18 protein-coding genes and 5 pseudogenes are annotated in these 20,775 nt (G+C 42.9%); 12 read left to right on the forward strand and 11 right to left on the reverse strand.

Going from position 1 to position 20,775, the window contains the following annotated elements:
* Positions 1–186: 186 nt before the first annotated feature.
* The 9 genes and pseudogenes from JCM19055_RS07600 to JCM19055_RS07630 form a co-directional block, all read right to left on the reverse strand.
* Entirely contained in the window at positions 187–843 is a 657-nt protein-coding gene (locus JCM19055_RS07600) for a universal stress protein (protein WP_265181929.1), read from the reverse strand.
* Positions 844–857: 14 nt separating this feature from the next.
* Positions 858–1,520, reverse strand: coding sequence for a hypothetical protein (locus tag JCM19055_RS07605; RefSeq protein WP_042359321.1), 663 nt, complete (start codon positions 1,518–1,520; stop codon positions 858–860).
* A 113-nt stretch (positions 1,521–1,633) separates the two neighbouring features.
* On the reverse strand, positions 1,634–2,437 hold the full coding sequence (locus tag JCM19055_RS07610; RefSeq protein ID WP_042359323.1) for a DUF1206 domain-containing protein: 804 nt from the start codon (positions 2,435–2,437) through the stop codon (positions 1,634–1,636).
* Positions 2,438–2,614: 177 nt separating this feature from the next.
* Complete coding sequence (locus JCM19055_RS07615; protein WP_193745355.1) at positions 2,615–4,024, reverse strand: ABC transporter permease; 1,410 nt, start codon at positions 4,022–4,024, stop codon at positions 2,615–2,617.
* Positions 3,954–4,337: an FtsX-like permease family protein gene (locus tag JCM19055_RS23200; protein ID WP_052366071.1), complete on the reverse strand. Its 384-nt coding sequence runs from the start codon at positions 4,335–4,337 to the stop codon at positions 3,954–3,956. Before JCM19055_RS23200 ends, JCM19055_RS07615 begins: the two co-directional genes overlap by 71 nt.
* Entirely contained in the window at positions 4,334–4,525 is a 192-nt protein-coding gene (locus JCM19055_RS23205) for a hypothetical protein (RefSeq protein WP_052366072.1), read from the reverse strand. Before JCM19055_RS23205 ends, JCM19055_RS23200 begins: the two co-directional genes overlap by 4 nt.
* Positions 4,500–5,280, reverse strand: a pseudogene (locus JCM19055_RS07620) (ABC transporter ATP-binding protein). The gene JCM19055_RS23205 and the pseudogene JCM19055_RS07620 overlap by 26 nt, the downstream one beginning before the upstream one ends.
* A gap of 91 nt (positions 5,281–5,371) precedes the next feature.
* On the reverse strand, positions 5,372–6,424 hold the full coding sequence (locus tag JCM19055_RS07625; protein WP_042359326.1) for a HAMP domain-containing sensor histidine kinase: 1,053 nt from the start codon (positions 6,422–6,424) through the stop codon (positions 5,372–5,374).
* A gap of 11 nt (positions 6,425–6,435) precedes the next feature.
* Positions 6,436–7,126 (reverse strand): annotated as a pseudogene (locus JCM19055_RS07630) (response regulator transcription factor).
* A 155-nt stretch (positions 7,127–7,281) separates the two neighbouring features.
* Between JCM19055_RS07630 and JCM19055_RS07635 the strand changes: the two are divergent.
* Entirely contained in the window at positions 7,282–7,803 is a 522-nt protein-coding gene (locus JCM19055_RS07635; protein WP_042359327.1) for a hypothetical protein, read from the forward strand.
* A 49-nt stretch (positions 7,804–7,852) separates the two neighbouring features.
* On the opposite strand, the gene JCM19055_RS07640 is transcribed toward JCM19055_RS07635, so the two are convergent.
* Positions 7,853–9,328 carry a DASS family sodium-coupled anion symporter gene (locus JCM19055_RS07640; RefSeq protein ID WP_042359328.1) on the reverse strand — a complete coding sequence of 492 codons (1,476 nt, stop codon included), beginning with the start codon at positions 9,326–9,328 and terminating at the stop codon, positions 7,853–7,855.
* A gap of 218 nt (positions 9,329–9,546) precedes the next feature.
* On the opposite strand from JCM19055_RS07640, the pseudogene JCM19055_RS07645 reads away from it, so the two are divergent.
* The 7 genes and pseudogenes from JCM19055_RS07645 to JCM19055_RS07660 all read left to right on the forward strand — a co-directional run bounded on the left by JCM19055_RS07645 (position 9,547) and on the right by JCM19055_RS07660 (position 14,635).
* Positions 9,547–10,891 (forward strand): annotated as a pseudogene (locus JCM19055_RS07645) (aldehyde dehydrogenase).
* Positions 10,892–10,902: 11 nt separating this feature from the next.
* On the forward strand, positions 10,903–11,982 hold the full coding sequence (locus tag JCM19055_RS07650) for an SDR family oxidoreductase (protein WP_042359329.1): 1,080 nt from the start codon (positions 10,903–10,905) through the stop codon (positions 11,980–11,982).
* A gap of 87 nt (positions 11,983–12,069) precedes the next feature.
* Positions 12,070–12,219: a hypothetical protein gene (locus JCM19055_RS27225; RefSeq protein ID WP_193745356.1), complete on the forward strand. Its 150-nt coding sequence runs from the start codon at positions 12,070–12,072 to the stop codon at positions 12,217–12,219.
* A complete protein-coding gene (locus JCM19055_RS26290; RefSeq protein ID WP_052366073.1) occupies positions 12,212–12,508 on the forward strand; it encodes a VanZ family protein in 297 nt (98 codons plus the stop codon). Before JCM19055_RS27225 ends, JCM19055_RS26290 begins: the two co-directional genes overlap by 8 nt.
* Positions 12,492–12,692 carry a VanZ family protein gene (locus tag JCM19055_RS23215; RefSeq protein WP_052366074.1) on the forward strand — a complete coding sequence of 67 codons (201 nt, stop codon included), beginning with the start codon at positions 12,492–12,494 and terminating at the stop codon, positions 12,690–12,692. The genes JCM19055_RS26290 and JCM19055_RS23215 overlap by 17 nt, the downstream gene beginning before the upstream one ends.
* Positions 12,693–12,790: 98 nt before the next feature.
* Positions 12,791–13,185: pseudogene (locus tag JCM19055_RS31500) on the forward strand (hypothetical protein).
* Position 13,186: 1 nt separating this feature from the next.
* Positions 13,187–14,635 (forward strand): prenyltransferase/squalene oxidase repeat-containing protein, encoded by a 1,449-nt coding sequence (locus JCM19055_RS07660; RefSeq protein WP_370543045.1) that lies wholly within the window; start codon positions 13,187–13,189, stop codon positions 14,633–14,635.
* 26 nt (positions 14,636–14,661) lie between these two features.
* On the opposite strand, the gene JCM19055_RS07665 is transcribed toward JCM19055_RS07660, so the two are convergent.
* Positions 14,662–16,092 (reverse strand): amidohydrolase family protein, encoded by a 1,431-nt coding sequence (locus JCM19055_RS07665; protein WP_042359330.1) that lies wholly within the window; start codon positions 16,090–16,092, stop codon positions 14,662–14,664.
* Positions 16,093–16,384: 292 nt separating this feature from the next.
* Here JCM19055_RS07665 and helD point away from each other — a divergent pair, with 292 nt between their 5' ends.
* The 4 genes and pseudogenes from helD (at position 16,385) to JCM19055_RS07680 (ending at position 20,760) form a co-directional block, all read left to right on the forward strand.
* Entirely contained in the window at positions 16,385–18,295 is a 1,911-nt protein-coding gene (gene helD / locus JCM19055_RS07670; protein ID WP_052366075.1) for an RNA polymerase recycling motor HelD, read from the forward strand.
* Between the two features lie 8 nt (positions 18,296–18,303).
* On the forward strand, positions 18,304–18,606 hold the full coding sequence (locus JCM19055_RS23220; RefSeq protein ID WP_052366076.1) for an ATP-binding domain-containing protein: 303 nt from the start codon (positions 18,304–18,306) through the stop codon (positions 18,604–18,606).
* 368 nt (positions 18,607–18,974) lie between these two features.
* A pseudogene (locus tag JCM19055_RS07675) lies at positions 18,975–20,113 on the forward strand (betaine/proline/choline family ABC transporter ATP-binding protein).
* Positions 20,113–20,760, forward strand: coding sequence for an ABC transporter permease (locus JCM19055_RS07680; RefSeq protein WP_042359331.1), 648 nt, complete (start codon positions 20,113–20,115; stop codon positions 20,758–20,760). Before JCM19055_RS07675 ends, JCM19055_RS07680 begins: the two are co-directional and overlap by 1 nt.
* Positions 20,761–20,775: the final 15 nt, after the last annotated feature.

The following is a 20,775-nucleotide window of genomic DNA, read 5'->3' on the forward strand; positions in this document are numbered from 1 at the left end:
CTTGGATAAGGGCTTTCTTTTAGAGAGGTATGGTGGAGGTTTATGTGGGGTTTTAGTAATCTAACTTCAATTTTGGAGCCAAATCCCAACATACAGACACTTATGTGGTGGTTCCAAACACTTCGCGTGTTTATTTCTCTATAAAGACGCAAAAATCGAGGAGAATTCTCCTCGATTTTTGACATTCTATATTGTCCGATCTTTTTCTTCATCAATATCTACGAGGGACTCAACGACCCCATCGTTGACTCGCACTTCAAACACACGGTTGTCTTTTTGGAATGCGAACAAGCCATTGTTGAAATCGGTTTGCAAGTATTTGAAGAAGACTCCTTCGTAATCACAGTTTTTCTTGTGATCGAAATTAAGCGTATACGTGTGATCGTCATTTTTATATAGGTAAGCAGTAACCCCACGCTCAAAGTTCCAATCTTCTTCTTCATCAGCACGAGGCTTCGGCACAACGTGCAAGTCAGCTGAAGGAATATCATGTAGGAGAATGTCGATAATTGAACCGCCAATTAACGCTGTCCACAAGTTTTCCACACGTTGACCAATGACGATTTGAGTCGCATCGATTTCTTTTGCGATTCGCTTAATAACCTTCGTAATGTTGTGGGCGTGACTTTCTTCTACGATTAGTTCTGCTCCATAGTCAGCTGCCATTTCTTTGAAAATACTCATATCAACTTCACGATCATTTTTGTAATCGTCTTGTGGGAGGGAATCAAAGACAAGAATGTAGAGATTCGCTTCCGTTGTTTTGGCAAGCTCTGATCCTCGTTTGATCAGTCGTGCTCCGTGGTGTCCATAATTGACGCAAACAAGAATATTCTCAGCCATCATTATCATCCTTTTTAAGCTTGTTGTTCAAAGTGGTCCGTTAGTTCGTGAATAATCCCTTTTCTAACGTGTGCTTCGGTAATGCGGTCGTCATCATAAAAGGCAAACCGACCGTTGTTAAAGTCTGTATGACGATGTTTAAAGAAAACCCCTTCATGTGATTCGTCGCCGGTTGGGTGAAAATCGACTAAGTACGTTCCATTGAATATAGGGAATAGGTAGGCATCGACTCCTTTATCAAACGTCCAATCTTCTTCTTCATGGGCATGTTCGTGTGGAATCATGTGCACATTGACAGAAGGGATGTCCTTTGAAAGGTGATCAATGGTAGATTTCCCGATCCATTTGCGCCATAAACTCTCAATTGATTGGCCGACAATTAAATGTGTCGCTTGAACTTCTTTTGCAGTCTCAGCGATGAGTTTCCGGTTGGTCAATGGTTTTCCTTCGCTTATGAGTAAATCCGCTTCGTATTTTAGGGCAAGCTTTTGAAACAAAGACATTCCAACGATGCGATGCGCCTCGTCTTCTTCGCAAGCCATGTTATCGAATAAAAAAATGGTTGTGTGGTGTAATGTATGGTCGATCGTTTGTAATGCCTGTTCAATAAAGCGAAGTCCGTTTTTACCATGTTGCACACAGACGAGTGTATGGTTTTCCTTCGGAGAGTTTTGCAATGGTGTCACGTCCTTTAACAGTCAATTTGTGACACAGTTTGCCCAAACAGACGTCATTTTATGCAGTAATGGGAAGTTCAAAACAAAAGAAAAAAACCTCCCGGATCGGAAGGTTAAAATCGCATCTGCTCATAATACGCACGAACAAACGCATACACCCCATATGCGACGAGTCCAAAAGCAACAATCGCTAACCACACATCTCCGAACGGTTGTTTTTGCAGTGTTGCAAGGGCATCGTCGAATCCTCGTGCTTCGTTCGGGTCAGATCGGTGAGCGGTGATCATGAAAAAGTAACCGATCATCATAAACAGAATGGAGCGTGCCCCAAACCCTATCTTCCCTGTCATCGTTGCGAAATGCTTTTCCTTTTGTGTCATTTCATACGACTTAAAGCCGTCGCGGTGTGTGTTCGTTAGCGCAAAGTAAAATTGCATTAAACCTGCAATCAAGATTCCTAGTCCGATAATAAACACGACCATCGCGCCGTAAGGCTTAGATAACAAGTAAGAGGAAAAAGTCGTTTCGTTATAGGTGTCTTGACTAAATTGATGGAGGGCAAAGCGAAAGGATTGAATGCAAATTAAACTATAAACAAACGCGCTAAACAGATACGTCCCGCGTTGAAAAAGGCCACCAAGTGCAGTGCCGTGATTATCGACATCTTTAAACGTTTTTAAAAGCATTAACATAATATAGCCAATCAGCCCAAAGCCGATCGCAAAGAGCAGAAATTGTCCGAAAGGCAACCGAGAAAGTGACCGCAGTGCCCCGGTTGTGTTCTCTGTATCTCCGCCAAGGTTAAACGCAGCAAGTAGCGCGAGAATACCAATAAGGATAAATACAGTTCCTTGACACATATAACCGAATCGAGCAAAGCGTTGTAGCCAAGGAATTGTCTGTTGAGCATGCTTCATCACTCGTCCTCCTCGTTGTACATATGTATCAATCGGTTTGCTCGTTTAGAATCAAAATCTTAATTGCTCACTTGTTAGGAGGACAGGTGGAATGATTAAGCTAAAGGCAGCTAAACAAAAACCTCCCACTAACGTATTCATAACATTAGTGGGAGGTGTCTTAATCAAGGTTAATTCTTATGATTTGTATGCGGCACGCACGAAGTAATAGCGTGTGATGAAGAAATAGATGAGTTGTAAAAGTGCACCAATCCCGATCACGAGCAAACCGTTCCATAATAACATTGAACCGGCAGCGCCTTCGAGCATGCTGTTTAGCATTAAAAAGGCAAAGCTCGCATGCAATGCACCAACGAGGTACGGAGTGAAGAAGAGAAAGCGGATTTTCGATCCGAGAATCTTTTTCGCTTCTTTCTTCGTTAATCCAATTCGTTTAAGCGAGAGTAGTTGTTTTTTCGTATCTTCAAGTTCAGTAAACAGCTTTAAGTAAAGCATGCTTCCTTGAACAATGAAGAAGAGTAAGCTCACAAAGATTCCGATGAAAAGTGTTAGTGAAAATGTCTGCATGACCATTTGATAATCCGAGGCGTTCGCCTGAACGAAATATGATTGGTGTCCAGAATCAGCAGCTTCGCGGATTTCATTCGAAACTTCGCCTTGTTCTTTCCAATTATCCAATTCATATCCGTACGCGTGATAACGCTCATCAACGACAGATCCCCATTGTGCATAGGTTTCGTCAGGGACGATGAATTGTATCCAGCCGCTATTCGCTGTGGACAAAATCGGACGTTCAGTGAGGTCATAAACGGTGTACGCCTCGTTATGAACATGAATGACATCTCCCTCATCGAGAGAGTATTCAGGACTGTTTTGAACAAAAGGTGCGGCCACAAAGACTTCGTCTGATTGTAAATTTAGTTGTGGAAGATCCATATCGACTGCTATGTCGTTGTACGCTGATTCAGGCAGTGCAACCGCATCGGTTTCAAGATTACCTGTTTGAAAATCAATCGGTGTAACTTCTGTATCGATCGTATATAAAATCTCCGTGTCGTGCTCTGCGAGAATCGCATCTGCGGTTTCTTTCTCTAACGTTGGTTCGTCTTCATCAAAGTTATACCAAGCAATCGTTGTTGGCATTTGATTCATTGCCATTCGAATCGTTGAATCGAAGAGCAGGTAGACCGTTCCACCCGCAGTTAAGACGACGGCGATTATGGTCGAAGTTAAAAACAACATGTTCGCATAATCTTTTAAACGGAAAAGAATATTCGTACGCGTCACAAGATTTGTCCCGCTGTATAACGAAGGTTTATCATAAAGCTTCTTATATAAAGCGACCGTTCCTTGGCGGAACAATAAATAGGAGCCAGTGACGACGAGAAACAAGATCGGCGGTATTAAGAAAACGGCAAGCATGATTGAGGCGGTAGCTGCAATCATATAGCCTGCGATGAGCAAAATTAACCCTAGAATCGTTAGAATCCAAGAGAACTTTGGCATTTGTTTCGGTTTACGTGCGTCTTTTAGGAGATCTTGAATGTTCGCTTTTCGTAAGCGCCAAAATGACAGTAACGTGAGCACTTGGAATAAGGCAAAAAAATCCAAGAGCCGTTAGTGAATACGCAAATAATACGAACTGAAACTCAATGGGTGACTCGGTTCCAAGCATCGACGACATCAGCATCAAGAACAATTTAGAAAATAACGTTCCGATCCCTAGCCCGACTAGAATCGCAGCTACAGAAATGAGCGTCTGCTCAAAATAAACTAAGCGACACAATTGTCGTTTGCTCATTCCGAATAACGACAGTAGACCGAACTCTTTTGAACGTGTACTCAAGAAAACGCGATTTGAATAGGCGATGAAGAATATTGAAAACAGAATGATAATCACTTGAGCATGATCATTCCAGTACGCACGGCATCTCCACCGCGAATGTCTCCGTCCATAACTTCAGGGTGAAACACAAACTGTGCATAAATGAAAAACACTGACACGGCAAACACACAACTTAGAAAATAGGCAGCATATCGTTGAGCGTGACCCGTGAGGTTTTTACGAGCGAGTTTTGTGATCGTCACTAAAGTCACCTCCGAGTACAGAAAGCGTGTCGAGGACTTTTTGATAGAAAGTCTGCTGACGCTCTCCTTTACGGATTTCAGAGAAGAATTGGCCATCTTTTATAAAGACAATTCGATCGCAATAACTCGCTGCTGTCGCATCGTGGGTTACCATTAAAATCGTTGCGCCCTCATCTTTATTCATCGTTGTCATCGTATCCATGACTTGGCGAGCTGACTTGGAGTCGAGGTTGCCCGTCGGTTCATCTGCAAGTACGATTTTTGGATCATGGATAACAGCTCTAGCACACGCGGTACGCTGTTGTTGTCCACCTGAAATTTCAGTTGTTCTCTTGTCTAAGATGTCTTGAATACCGAGTTGGTCTGCAAGCAAATCAAGGCGATTGTTCATCGTCTTGTGTGACGTCTTATCGAGTGCGAGTGGCAATAGAATGTTCTCTCGAACCGTTAACGTGTCGAGTAAATTAAAATCTTGAAAGACAAAACCAAGTTGTCTACGGCGAAACTGTGCTAATTGGCTATCATTTAACGTAGCAGGGTCTGTCCCATCAATTAGGAACGTTCCTGACGTTGGTTTATCAATCGTTGCGAGTAAGTTTAATAAGGTTGTTTTCCCGCTACCAGAAGGTCCCATGACCCCAACAAATTCCCCGCGTTCTACTGACATGTTGAAATTTGATAGAGCTTTATAAGAAAGCCCTTCTTTTTTTTGGATAATATGTCTTACTAATTGCATCGACGTGTAGAAGTGTCATTCGGAATCTCTCCTTTACTGTTGTGAGTTTAGTATAGCGATTGAGATCCCGCTCTTCCCATCGATTGTTCTTTCATAACCTTACAAACTTGTCATAAAGTTTTGCTCGTAAATGTAAGACGCACGGTCGTTCCTCGTTCTAATTCGGAATCTATCGTTAAGGAATGACCTAATTGATTGGCGATCGTGCGTGCGAGATAAAGCCCCATACCGGTTGATTCTGTTTTTTTACGACCGTTATCTCCAGTAAAGAATGGTTCAAATACACGGGGGAGATCGTGTGTTGGAATTCCGATCCCTGAGTCTTGGATAAAGAGGGACACACTTTCTCGTTCTTGTTTAATTGTACAAGTGATTTTGTTTCCATCTCCGTGATGGGAATAGTTAATTGCATTAATGATTAATTGTTTAATCACGGTACGTAACCATTTGGAGTCACTGTATACGGTCGTTTGATCGGTGTCTTCTACAATTTGAGGGTAAAGGTTACGTCGAATGAATTGACGTTTTTCCTCATTGATCACTTCACGTAATAGCTGTGTTAATTCAACAGGCTCGGCACGAAAATCGAGGGAGAAGTGATCCAATCGTGCGAGTTGCAACATGAGTTCAAGACCGTGTCGGAAGCGATCATTCTCATCTTGAATGTCGTTGAAAAACGTTTGGACATGATCGTCACCCGCCTGTTTTTTTCCTTCTTGAGAGAGAAGCGAAATGACACTCATTGGTGTTTTCATATGATGAACCCATTGGTTAATAAACGTTTCGTGCTGCTTTCGATCGGTTTCATATTGAATGATTTGATCGTGAGTGTGAACATCGACCGTGCGAATGACATCCAGCATTCGTTTTGTCGTTTGTGTTGGCGCTTGGCGGTGTGTAAGCTTACGGATCTCATCCAACGAGGTCGAATGTGGATCAATGGCATACAACTGTTTCAAAAACGACCGGTGTCTTACGTAATCAATCAATAAACCAGCACAAAGAAAAAGGGACGCGAGGAGAAGCATATAGACATAGGTTGAGAAGCTCTGTTCTCCCCCTGAAAAGCTGATTAAAAGTACAGCAATTAAAATGGTGATGAGCGTACTAAAGTAAATGAGTACAATGAGCGGTAACCGGTCGTGCAGAAAATCTTTTAGCATAACATTGCTCCTTACCAATTCACTCGAAGTCGGTATCCTTGACCTCGCACCGTATGAATGGCATCTACAATGCCAATCTCTTGCAGTCGTTTTCGTACACGGTTGACGTTTACAGAAAGCGTATTGTCATCCACAAAATCAACCTCATCCCAAAGTGATTCCAACAAATCATCTCGGCTAACGATTTGATCAGGTTGGGCAATGAGCTTTGCAAATAGGAGGAATTCTTTTTTTGGAAAGTTCAATTCGTGATTGCTTAAATTCAATTTCGTTTTTGTTAGGGTAGATAATCAGCCCATTGATTTCTTTTTGCTCGGAGTCTGTATTGTTCGCGTATTCTCCGTACGTACGTCGTAACGCACTTTTGATTTTGGCGGTTACAACGTCCAAATGGAAAGGCTTTGTAATGTAATCATCGCCGCCATGTTCAATGGCGAGCACTTGATTCATTTCATCGGTACGAGCAGAGATAAAGATGACCGGCACATTCGAAAATGTTCGGATTTGTCTGCACCAATGAAAGCCATCGAAATACGGAAGGTTAATGTCTAACAAAATCAGATCGGGGCTACGTTCGATTACTTCTGCTTTAACGTCATCGAACTGAGTAGTATACGTCACGTCATAACCGTAACGACCGAGGTGCTGACCGAGTAACGTTGCGATTTGCTGATCGTCTTCAACGATATAGATTGAGTACATGTGTAGTCTCCCCTTTGCTTGTTCGTATCATAACAAAAGAAATCAGTTTGTCGATAGTCTCCTAAAAAAGAATCCGCATTTTTACTAGGGCAAACGCAAAGTCAAACACGCTCTTGCCTGTATACACTGTAAGGAATAACAGGAGGTGAAAATGGATGGTAAGACCTAATCCTTTTCAAAATAGTCGCTATTGCAAAAATGGTATTGAGATCAACAACAACCTAATTAACGGACCTGGAGTCGTTGGTGGCGGTGTTGTACCGACATCACCAACTGTTCCTACACTTCCAGGAGATTTAGACTTCGGGATTTTTAATAGTCCGACTGTCGATAGCACAACTGCACCTTTAGCTGTCCCATTAACGACCAACGTACAACTCGTTGGAACTGCAATTACTCATACGCCTGGTGAAGCAGCGATTAACCTAGTTGAAGCTGGGACGTATACAATTTCTTATAACGCAGAAGTAACACCTACGGTAGCAGGTGGTCCTGTAGGCTTGATCCTACAACAAGGAGCAACTGATTTAGTGGAGTCTGCTGATACTGGCACTGGTGCCTCATTCTTATCAGGTGCAGTAACTGTTACGATTGATGCTCCTGCCGTCATTACGCTTAACTCTTCACAAGCATCGACGCTTGCAGATGTGAATGTAACTGTTATTAAAACGGCGTAACTGAGAAAAAGACCCTCATACAAGTTGTATGGGGGTCTTTGTTAAGCGATTATAGTCCGAATACAATCGGCATCCACCAGTAGACGGCAGCAGTAATAATAATAATTGATGCTAAGTTTAGCCATACTCCGGCTTTCGCCATGTCATCAATACGCAAGTAACCTGCGCTGAAGACGGCAGTGTTTGGTGGTGTGGCCACCGGGAGCATGTAACAAGAACCAGCAGCGAGTGCAGCAGCTGCCATGAGTGGTAACGGATCAATTCCTAGCGCAATCCCCATTCCTAGTGTTAGTGGAATAACGAGGTTGGCAACGGCAGTGTTTGAAAGAATCTCTGTAATTGCAAGTACGATCACAACGAGTAATAGAATAATGAAGAAGAAGTGTAATCCTTCAAGCATTTGTAGAATTTCACCAATGTGATCATTCAATCCTGAAGATGAGAACCCGGCAGCAATTGCCATACCCCCACCAAAGAGAATTAAGACACCCCACGGGAGGCGAGTCATATCTTGCCACTCTAGAATTCGTTCACCTTTCTTAGAACTTGGGATGAAGAATAAGAGAAGAGCACCAAAGACTGCAATTGCACCGTCATGGATAAAGTCCCCTAAATCCCCAATGAAAGGAATTGAAACCCATAGTATTACAGTTAAACCGAATGCAAATGAAACCATTGCTTCGTTGTAGTTGAACTTTCCAAGTTTTGCTTTTTCTTCTTTAATAAAGTCTAGATTTCCTGTGTCGCCTTCTTCATCATTATTCGTAATTTTAAATGCCATACGAGTAAGGTAGAAGTATAGAACGACAAGCATAAGAAGAGCGACTGGACCTGCGAACATGAACCATTCGACGAATGTTACTGTACGTCCGAGTTGTTCGTAAGCAATACCGGCAAGGACGGCGTTTGGTACCGCAGCAACGATCGTTGCAAGACCACCGATGGTCGCAGCATAAGCGACAGATAACAAGATACTCTTTGAGAAGTGCTGTAAATTGTCACCCGTTAATATGTTCTTTTCTTTAACTTCTTTAATTAAGGCAATTGCTACAGGTAGCATCATAAGTGCTGTTGCAGCATTAGATACGAACATCGAAATTGCAGCAGTAGAAATAATAATACCGAGAATAATACGTTGGCTTTCTGAGCCAATCATTTGAATAATATTTAGTGCAATTCGGCGATGCAAATTCCATTTTTCAATGGCGATCGCGATGACGAAACCACCTGCGTACATAAAGATGACAGGGTTTGCATATGCAGAGGCAATGGTGCCCATTTCAGCCCCTTGTAAGACGGGAATTAATACAATTGGAACGAGTGATGCGGCAGCCATAGGAATGGCTTCTGTAACCCAAAATGTTGCAACGAGTAGCGTTACCGCAAGAACGACTCGCGGTTCGTGACCCATTACGCTATCTGGAATGAGAAAATACGTAAGCAAAAAAAGCACAGGACCTAGTATGAGTCCGATTTTATTACGGCGATTGTAACTAGATTCTGGTTGTTTTTCTGGTTCAATCATTACCTCATGCACCTCTTTCGATCATATCTGTAACACATGCTATACTGAAGTATGCACGCACTGTTGAAAACGTTTTCAACAGATAGTAATTTGAGCATGAATGTATAATACGGCAAAAATCGACGTAAAGCAACAAGATTTTTGAAAATTAAATGAGGAGGTTGTCATGAAACCAGATGTAAGCACGGTAGAAGAAGCAAAGGAGCTACTTTTGGAGCATCGACAATTTTTTTTATAGTGGTGCGACAAAATCAATTGATTTTCGGATTGAACAGCTAAAGAAATTGAAAACGATGATTCAAAATCAAGAGCAAGAAATCTATGAAGCATTGCAACTTGATCTCGGGAAAAGCCAGTTTGAAACTTATACGACAGAAATCGGTATCGTTTTAACGAACATCGATGAAGCGATTAAACAGATCCCGAAATGGGCGAAGCCTGAGAAAGTGAAGACGCCAACGTTTATGCAACCTTCGAAGAATTACACACTCTATGAACCGTATGGAACAGTGTTAATTATTGGCCCGTTTAACTATCCCTTCCAATTACTAATTGAACCATTAATTGGAGCAATTGCTGCTGGGAACTGCGCTATTTTGAAGCCATCCGAGCATACGCCAGAGACGAGTAAGCTCGTTAAAAGCTTTGTGAAAAAATATTTTTCAAGGAATATATCCGTGTCGTTGAAGGAGAAGTTGAGACGAATGCCGCTTTAATTCATGCGCCGTTTGACTACATTTTCTTTACTGGAAGTACGAAAGTCGGAAAGATTGTCATGGAAGCTGCTTCAAAGAACCTTGTACCGGTCACGCTTGAGCTTGGCGGAAAAAGTCCAACGCTCGTTCATAAAGACGCGAACATTAAACGAGCTGCAGAGCGGATTGTCTGGGGGAAATTTCTAAACAATGGACAAACATGCATCGCTCCAGATCATATTATCGTCCATGCAGACGTGAAAGATTCATTGATTAAAGCGATGAAAAAGAAGATTGAACAGTTTTATGGGAAAGACATTCAACACAATCCTGATTACGGAAGGGTGATTAATGAAGGACATTTTAAACGATTGCAAGAAATGATTGCAAAAGATCAAGATCATCTTATTTACGGTGGTCATCATGATGTTGAGGATCGTTTTATTGAACCGACTTTGCTCGATTTACCAGATCGTGATGCAGCATCAATGGAAGAGGAGATTTTTGGACCGATCTTGCCGATTTTGACGTTTGAAGATTTAGATGTCGCAATCTCAGATATTAAAAGGCAGCCGAAGCCTCTTGCGTTTTACTTCTTCTCTGAGGATACTGAGCTTCAAGATCAAGTAATGGAAGACATCTCATTTGGAGGAGGATGTGTGAACGATACGATTATGCACGTGGCGAATCCTCATTTGCCTTTTGGAGGGGTAGTGCTTCTGGAATGGGGAGTTATCATGGTGTCTACAGCTTTGAGACGTTCTCTCATAAGAAGAGCGTTACAAATCGTAGTTCCAAAGTGAAAGTATCGTTTATGTATCCGCCATTTAAAAACAAAATTAACCTCGTTAAGAAATTCTTGAAATAGAGGTGCATTAGATGGAGAACACGTACTTCATTACTGGTTATCCAGGGTTTCTTTCGGGGCAGTTACTAGATGAGATTGTTGCAACGAACAACGTGCATAAGCTTTATTTGCTCGTGCAACCTAGCATGTTGCAAAAAGCGAAGCAACAATTTGCGATCGACGGGTTGTTTCAGAATCAATGGGAGTTCATTCCTGGCGATATTACAGAAGACGAGCTTGGCTTGAGTCAGGAGCTTCGACACAATTTACAACGGTCTGTTACACACGTCTTTCATCTCGCTGCCATATACGATCTTTCAGTTAAAGAAAAAGTGGCTCATAAGGTTAATGTTGTAGGTACGCGCAATGTGAATCAGTTTGTTGAAGGGATTCATTCGCTCAAGCGATATACGTATTTTAGTACAGCATTCGTATCAGGTGATCGAGAAGGCACGATTTTTGAAACAGAGTTGATTCGAGATCAACAGTTCAAAAATCACTATGAACGTTCCAAATATGAAGCTGAAGTGCTTGCCCTTGAGACGAAGCAGAACGTACCCACGACGATTATTCGGCCTGGTATTGTACGTGGTCATTCTAAGACCGGTGTAACGACGAAGTTTGATGGTGTGTATTTTTACTTGAATATGTTGGAGCGGTTCAGGCAGCTTCGGTTTAGAAACGTCCCGTTACTTGTAAAAGGCTCAGTGAACGGGAATTTCGTTCCAGTCGACTACGTCGTACGGGCCGCGGTGTTTCTAAGTCATCACGAAAAGGGTATTGGGAAAACGTATCACCTTACTGATCCTCATCCGTATACGATGGAGGAAGTTTACACGATGTTGAGTGAAACCTATCTCCAGAAGACACCGAAGAAGACGTTGCTCTCGCACATAGCGGGGCACTCGCTAAATGCTGTGCTCGAACGATACTTCCGAGTATCAAGTGAGGCTTTGGCGTACCACGAGATTGATGCAACGTATGACTCATCACAAACAGTACGAGATCTCTCGGGCAGTGGCATTATTTGTCCAGATTTTAAAGAAACGTTAGCACCGATGGTTTCTTATTATAGGGATCATCGTCAAGATCAACTGAAATATGTCACGTAGGCAGGGCGAATTTACGCCCTGCTTTTTGTAACGTCCTAGGTAATCTGTACGTCTAAGTAGTGACATGAAAAGGAGGGCAACGTATGGATGATAAAAAAAGAACAGTTGATTGCTTTAATGAACCATCTCGTGCAACGTTCAGAGGAGGAGCCAGCGATGAGTCTAGATGAAGCTCACGTTTACATACAGAACCAATTAACAAAAGCGTGGCCAGAATTAAAGGGAACCAATGTCTAGAACGTTTCGCTTAGTTGTGCCTTTAGCTGGTGTGATCATTCTGATTTTTGTGAGTTCGACGATGTCGTACGAGCAACAAGATATTCGATCGGTACTCGCGCAATTCCCGGGAAGTGAATTTTTGGAGACGTTGTTCTCACCGGTTGCATTTACATATGGAGGTCGCCTAATTAGTGTAGATAACCTCGGCCTCGTCACGTTTATTGAGTTCTTTATTAGAAAGGGAATGCACGTCTTCGTATTTGGATTGCTCGCTTTTTTTACTATTTCGATTGTTATATGGATGTAACGTAAATGCGTTTCGATCAAGCCTTTTTAGCTTTTTGATCGTTGTCGGTTTTGCGGTTATTGATGAAGTGCGTCAGTTTTTTCATCCTGATCGAAGCGGGATGTGGCAAGATGTCGCGTTGGATAGTTTTGGAGCAATGTTAGGGATCGTTTTTGCTTTGTGGTTTTATAAACGGAAGGAATGAATGAGTCAGCCTATCCTTGAATAAACTGGAAGAAAATTTGTTCTGAAAGAGTGATGATTGTGAATGTTTCAGAAGGAATTGATCAGTTAATTCAAACGATGCGTGACGATCAATCGGAGGACGGCTCTTGGAGGTATCCATTAGAGTCAGGTACGTTCACTGATGCGTACATGATTATTTTGCTTAGGACGCTTGAGCGAGATGACGAGGCATTAATTCGAGGCTTACAGACCGCCTCATTAAGAAGCAGGAACCGAACGGAGCTTGGAAGCTCTTTGCGGACGACAATACGGGGAATGTGACGAATACGGTCGAAGCCTATTATGCATTGCTTTATTCGGGCTATTATCGTGAAGACGATGAGCGGATGAAGAGGGCTCGCCAATTCATTATGAAAAGTGGAGGAATCCAAAAGACGGCGTTTTTAACGAGGATCGTCTTAACGTTGACGGGACAATACAAGTGGCCGTCTTTTTTTTCCGTTTCCAATTGAATTGATTTTAGTTCCGGACTTCTTCCCGATTAATTTGTACAGCATGAGTGTGTATGGAAGGGCGCATGTTGTTCCGTTGCTATTGGCTGCGGATCAAAAGTTGCAAGTGAAAACGGCTCAAAGTCCTGATTTGTCGGATTTATTCGCTTCTCGTGGAGAGGAAGATTGGCCAGAAGCTGACGAGTGGGAGCGAATGCATGCGTCGATCGTGCAACGAGTGAAACGTCTCATTCGTACGCCACAGGAGCTGCATCTGCTTGCGCGAAGTCGGGCGAAGATGTATATGACAAATGGGATTGAAGAAGACGGTACATTGTTTAGCTACTTTACGTCAACGATGTTTATGATTTTTGGCTTGCTGGCACTTGGACATCCAAAAGACGATCCGCTCATTGATGACGCGTTAGAAGGATTGTACGGATTTCAGACGACGATTGATGGTCACCCTCATTTCCAATTCACGACTGCGACGGTTTGGAATACGGCATTGCTTAGTTATGCGTTACAAGAAGCGGGAGTGCGTACGGACGATAGAATGATTGAACGGGCGAATGACTATCTACTTGACCGACAGCAAGAAGGTTATGGCGACTGGGCAATGCATAACAAAAAGGCGTTGCCTGGTGGCTGGGGGTTTTCAGACGTTAATACGTTTCAACCAGATGTGGATGATACGACTGCTGCGCTACGCGCACTTGCTAGGAGCGCAAAGGAGAATCAAGACATCTTTGACTCTTGGAATCGTGGCGTAAGGTGGACAATTTCTATGCAAAACCATGACCACGGTTGGTCAGCGTTTGAGAAGAATACCGATAGTTGGCTACTGGCCATGCTTCCCATTCCTGAAAGCCGCGGAATTCTCACTGATCCAAGTACACCTGATCTGACGGGACGAACGATGGAGCTACTCGGGAATTATACCGACGTGAAAGACGACGATATGATTCTTCGAAAAGCGGTAAAGTGGCTGGAGCGTGAACAAGAAAAGGATGGGTCATTTAAAGGGCAGTGGGGTGTGAATTATCTTTATGGAACGTGGGCAGCTCTGACAGGGATGCAAGCAAGCGGGGTAGGGCGAGAGAATAAGACAACAAAGAAAGCAATCGGTTGGTTAAAGGAGAAGCAAAACAAAGACGGCGGATTTGGGGAATCGTGTTTAAGTGATCGTTATAAGCGCTATACGCCACTCGATTCCAGCCATTTAACACAAACAGCTTGGGTACTCGATGCCCTCGTCGCCATGTATGACACACCAAATAAAGCGATGTATGATGCTCTTCATTATGTCCTCGATCGCTTGGGAGATGGTCAGTGGCCAAGGAGTTACCCCGCAGGAAAGGGCTTAGCGGATCGAATTTATTTTCATTATCATAGTTACGAATACATTTACCCGCTACTCGCACTTGCGCACTACCGCAAGAAGTACGGGGACAGTCCCCCGGCGCTTTAAAGCAGTGGGGACTGTCCCCGGTAGAGCTAGAGTTGGTCGTTTGCCATCATGTGAAAGATGGGTGTGTCCGGTCTTGGTTGTTCACGTACGTCTGTGCTAATGCGATCGGCATGGCGTTGACCTTCTTTAATCGCTGCTTGTTCGTCAATGGATTGAAGCTTTGAATCTTCGACAATGATCTTTCCATCAATCATTACGAGCTCAACTTCACTACCATTTGCTGAATAGACGAGATTCGGTACGATGTTGCGGATAGGAGACTCGATGGTCGGGAATAAGGCCGGTGTTTTTAGGTCAATCATGATCAAGTCGGCCTTCTTGCCTACTGACAATGATCCTACTTCATGATCGAGTCCAATGGCTTTGGCGCTATCGATCGTAACGCTTCGCAGCATTCTCCATGCAGGGAAGAGTGTTGGATCTGTATATTTGCATTTGTTGAGAATCGATGTGAGTTTCATTTCATTAAACATGTTATTGCAATTGTTGCCCGGTGCTTGGTCGCTTCCTAAAGCAAAACGTTGACTAACGTCTAAAAACTCTTTTGCTGGTGGAACAATGCCATCAATGATTCCGATGCTTCCAGAGCAAAGGATCATTGATGCACCGCTTTTTGCAACGGTGGCAACTTCCTCTTTAGTCGCCTCGGTCAAGTGCACGGCCATTAATGATTCATCTAACAGATTGAGTTCTTGTAAATAATCAATGCTTCGCTTTCCGTAACGCTGGATCATTTGCGTAATTTCCCGATCGCCTTGTGCAACGTGCATATGTACGAGCGTATTGTGCTTTCTCGCATACTCGTTCACATCTAATAAAAGTTCCGTTGACATCATATCTGGACCTTGTGGACCGAGCACACACGTAATTCGCCCGTTGTCACGTTCGTGATACGTCTCAAAAAGCGTGCGATTCGCTTGATAAGTCTCTTCTCCAACCGCTGGGTCGAAGTCGTAAAGTGCGCCAACTTCCCGGTCATCATCGTATTGTTCAGGCATCTCATTAATCATTTCGCACACTCGTGCTCTCGTGCCGAGTGCACGATGGTTTTCTACGATTGAAAGCATGCCAGAGTCGTAATCACAAATCGTTGTCGTCCCAGCTTTGACAGCTTCAATTAAATTTACGAGTGAGCCTGCTTTTCGTGCGGGTTCATCAAGAACGTGCATAAAAGGCCACAGACCTTTCTCCATCCAGTTGTTCGTATCTTGAGCAACGCCTCGTAAAATTCCAAGGCCGCTATGCATGTGTGCGTCAATCAGCCCAGGTAAAATGACTTTTCCTGTTGCATCGATGGTGCGATGTGCACGGTAATCGTTCATTAACTCAGAACTCTTACCGACAGCGACAATGAGATGGTCGTGCACACAAATGGCACCGTCAGAAATCGAACCAACCCCTTCACCTTCCATCGTAAAAATCGTTGCGTGGACGAACATCACATCAATTGTACGCATGTAATCACCCTTTTTTTGTTTCAGTATAACGGAAAAATATCTGATGAAATATAACATTCCTTCTATTTAAATTGTGTTAGGTGCAACCTAGTAACCAATTTGTTGCAACATTGCGGTTTATATCTTATAGCAAAAAAAGGGCTAACCACGTGGTTAGCCCTTTACTTATCTACCTTATATATGTACAATAAAAAGTGATGTCATAAGTTGATGATAAACAAATCATATTTATCTATCTAATTATATCAACTTTACAAGTGAGCTGTCAAGAATGAATTTGAGGGGTGTCTAGATGAGCGAAAAAGCCTATGAACAACAGCGATTGCAAGAGGTGTTACAAACCATAGACGAAAAGGTTGCCGCACGAATTGAAGGAGCGGGAATGACCAAAGAGGAAGTCATCGAACTTCGTCGTACGTTTTGGGATGACGTAACCATTAATCTAGATGAACCAGACGATGTGATCGAGACCGAAGCAAGTATTCGCCAGCAAGCTGAACTTCTTAGTCAGCAAGAGCGTTTTCATCAAGTATTAACTAAACAGCTAGCGACATACGAACGCATGAAAGACTCCCCGTACTTTGGTAAGTTGAACTTCGTTGAAGACGGCGAACGTGCTGAAGAGGAGATTTATATTGGATTGTCTTCTTTACAGGATCGTGATGACGACGACTTTCTCGTTTATGATTGGCGAGCACCGATTTCAAGCATGTATTACGATTATGCTCCTGGAGAAGCTCGTTATGAAACGGATGATGAAGTCGTAACGGGTCAGATGAAACGTAAGCGCCAGTTTATTATCCGCCAAGGTGAGTTATCAGGGATGTTTGATACTGGGCTCACGATCGGTGATCAATTGCTTCAACATTTATTAAGCCAAGCGTCGAGTAACGAAATGAAAAGCATCGTAACGACGATCCAAAAAGAACAAAATGCCATTATTCGAAACGAACGAGCACGCATGCTAATCGTACAAGGGGCTGCTGGTAGTGGAAAAACATCGGCCGCGATGCAGCGAGTTGCCTATCTACTGTATACGCATCGAAATACGTTTGATAGTGGAAATATGCTGTTGCTTTCACCGAACCCTTTGTTTAACCAATACGTATCAGGCGTGCTCCCTGAACTGGGTGAAGAGAACTTAAAGCAGACGACGTTTCAACATCACATTTCTCGTCGGTTGCCAGAAGGATGGACGCTTGAAAGCCCGTACGGACAAATTGAACGGCAGTTAGCCAGCGAACAGCTAGAGGAAGATCTCTCATTGACTGATCAAGATTTACCGGTTCGCCTTGACCGCTACATTGACCGCCTAAAGGCAGACGGTATGACGTTTTATTCCATTATGTACCGGAACCAAGTATGGAAATCTGCTGAAGAATTGGCGAGACGTTTTTATGATTTTGATGAAACGATTAGTATTGAGAATCGCATTGAAATTATGTCTGGTGAATTGGTCGCAGGTCTACAACAATTAGAGAAAAAGCAGCTACATGAAGATTGGGTAACGGATGCGATGGAAGACCAGCCACGTGAACTGTATGCGTTAGCCTCTCGAAAAGTAATGCAAAAGCAAGATGAAAAAGAAACGTACAATAGTCATGTTCAAGAAGATCGACTCGTGCGTAAATATGTTGTTCGACAAACGATTAAGCCGTTAAAAGCACAAATTGAAAAGCATGAATTCGTCGATGTGGAACAATTATACGAGAACTTCACAAATCGAATCGTGAATCAGCATTTACGTTTTGAAGATGCTGCACCGTTCTTTTATTTAAATGACCAAGTGAAAGGTCGTCCGGACACAGCAGACATTCGTTTCTTATTTATTGATGAAGCGCAAGATTACACGAGCATGCACATTCGCTATTTAGAGAATCTGTTTCCAAGAGCACGGTTCACATTGCTTGGGGATGTTGAGCAAGCGGTTCATCAACATACAGCAGAAGGCCAATCGATTTTGACGCTGGCTGATGATGAAGATCGTCACGTAGAGCGAATTACGTTAAAACAAAGTTATCGTTCAACCGCTCGCATCATGAACTTTGCGAAAGAGTTGCTTCCAAAGGATCCAGAGATGATCCCGTTCCAACGTGAAGGGGACTTACCGGTCATTCGTAGCTTTGTCTCTAATGAAGCGATGCAACAGGCGATGCTTGACAAGGCGAGTGATGGCAAGGAGATGGCAAGCTTGCGATTCTGACGAAAACGATGGCCGAGGCGAATATTCTGGCGCATGCATGTCATGAGTATGCGCAGTTAATTACAGAAACGACCGACCGTTTCAAAAAACAAGTCCTCATCGCTCCGTCATACCTTGCCAAAGGGATTGAGTTTGATGAGGTGATTATGTATGGTGTTGACGATGAAACGTATCAAACGAAAAACGACTATCATTTGCTCTATACAGGCTGTACGAGAGCGATGCACCAGTTAGAATGGTTTGTTGTAGGCCAACCACAACAGGTGTTGCAGTCGATTGATACTGATCTATACAAATGGATTGATGGTTGATGAAAAGAAAGATGCCCCGTCCTTTAATGGATCGGGGTATTTTCACGTGTGAATTTCAAGCGTTGTTCCGTCGGAAATCCGAACATTTAACTTCGGATTTATATTTTTATTTCGTTATAGCAAACATTTTCCAGCTTAAATATGATTTCTTCACTAAGATGGATCGGTAGGATTTAGGAGGAAAATGTAAGTATATTGCTATAAATTGTTTAAATAAGGGTTATATGTAAATGTTTATGCTTAGAATTGTCGAACATTACGAATAAATCTAGGATAATCTTTATTTTATGTCGAAAATCATGTAATGTAGTTTTAGTGCCTTGATGTTCATGTTTTTAACATATTTTAAATGAATTGAAGGTGAGAAAATGATTGAATTTAAAAACGTCTCGAAAACGTATGATGATGGATTTAAGGCGTTAAAGAATATAAACCTTCGTATTGAAGAAGGGGAACTCGTTGCACTAATTGGACCGTCTGGATGCGGGAAGACGACTACAATGCGAATGATTAATCGCTTGATTGATCCGAGCGAAGGGGAAATTCTCGTAAACGGTGAGAACATTAAGAAAAAAAACCCTGTTCAGTTAAGAAGAGATAGTGGTTATGTGATTCAGCAAATTGGTTTATTGCCTCATATGACAATTGAAGACAACATTACGATTGTTCCTAAACTTAAAAAAATGGGACAAAGAACGTTACTCAAAACGAGTCGATGAGCTACTCAATCTCGTAGGACTAGATCCGAAAACGTTCCGAAAGCGATACCCATCTGAGCTTTCTGGTGGGCAACAGCAACGGATTGGTGTTATTCGCGGCTTAGCAGCGGATCCGCCAATTATTCTAATGGATGAACCGTTTAGTGCGCTTGATCCAATTAGTCGAGAGCAATTGCAAGACGAACTCGTGAAATTACAAGATGAAATCAATAAGACAATCGTGTTTGTAACGCATGACATGGACGAGGCAATCAAGATTGCGAACCGTATTGTCATTATGCGTGATGGGGAAATTGTTCAGGTGGATACACCTGATCGTATTTTGCGTCACCCAAAAAAATGATTTCGTGCGTGATTTTATTGGGGCAGAACGTCTAAACAAAAACGCCGGTCAACCTTTGGCGAGAAATTTGATGACCAAAGATGTCGCCATGGTTCGTGGGAACCGAGGGCTTGCTGAAGCGTTTAACTATATGAAGAAAAGTCATGTGGATCAACTCTTTGTTCGCAACAAAGAAGGTCAACTCGAAGGGCTTATTACCCTCGAACAAGTGGACAAACACTTTGAAGATGATACAAAGATGGTACTCGATGTTATGACGACAGATATTAAAGAGATCGTTTCTCCTGACGTTACGTTGGCAGAAGTAGCTGCTAAATTTAACGGTGAAGATGTGTACACGTTACCTGTTGTGGATCGCGGTGAGCTCATCGGTGTAATTACGAGAACGAGCATGATCCGTGGTATTGCGGAATGGGAGCATCAAGGTGCAGGAGGTGACGCATAATGGAACTACTGACAGACATGTGGCAACTGTTCCAAGTTCGTCAAGGTGACGTATGGGATGCTTTGCAAGAGCACTTTTTCTTAGTATTCGTATCCATGTCTTTAGCGGTCCTGATTGCTGTACCGCTTGGTGTGTTGCTCACGAGCATGAAGCGTCTATCTGAACCGATTATCGGAATTGCTGCAGTTGCACAAACGATTCCGAGTCTTGCATTACTCGGCTTTATGCTTCCTGTACTCGGAATTGGGACAAACAACGCCATCTTTGCTTTAACCGTGTATGCGCTACTTCCAATTTTACGTAATACGTATACGGGAATTTTAGAAGTGGATAAAGCGACGGTTGATGCGGGTCGTGGTCTTGGGATGACTCGTGGTCAAATCTTAACGAAAATTCAGCTTCCCCTCGCCTTGCCAGTCATTATGGCAGGGATTAGAACATCAACGGTTATCGTAATCGGGGTAGCGACGCTTGCGACGTTTGTTGGAGCCGGTGGTCTTGGGGATATTATTATGCGCGGACTTGCTATGCAAAACAGTGCATTAACGTTGCTAGGAGCGATTCCAGCAGCTATTTTAGCGATTATTGCGGACTTCATTCTGAAGCGCATTGAAATATTAGCAACGCCAAAAGGGTTAAAAAAATAGAATAAAAGGGGCAAT

It is taken from the genome of Geomicrobium sp. JCM 19055 (assembly GCF_000698185.1).
In the GTDB taxonomy this organism is placed as follows: domain Bacteria; phylum Bacillota; class Bacilli; order Bacillales; family Marinococcaceae; genus Geomicrobium_A; species Geomicrobium_A sediminis.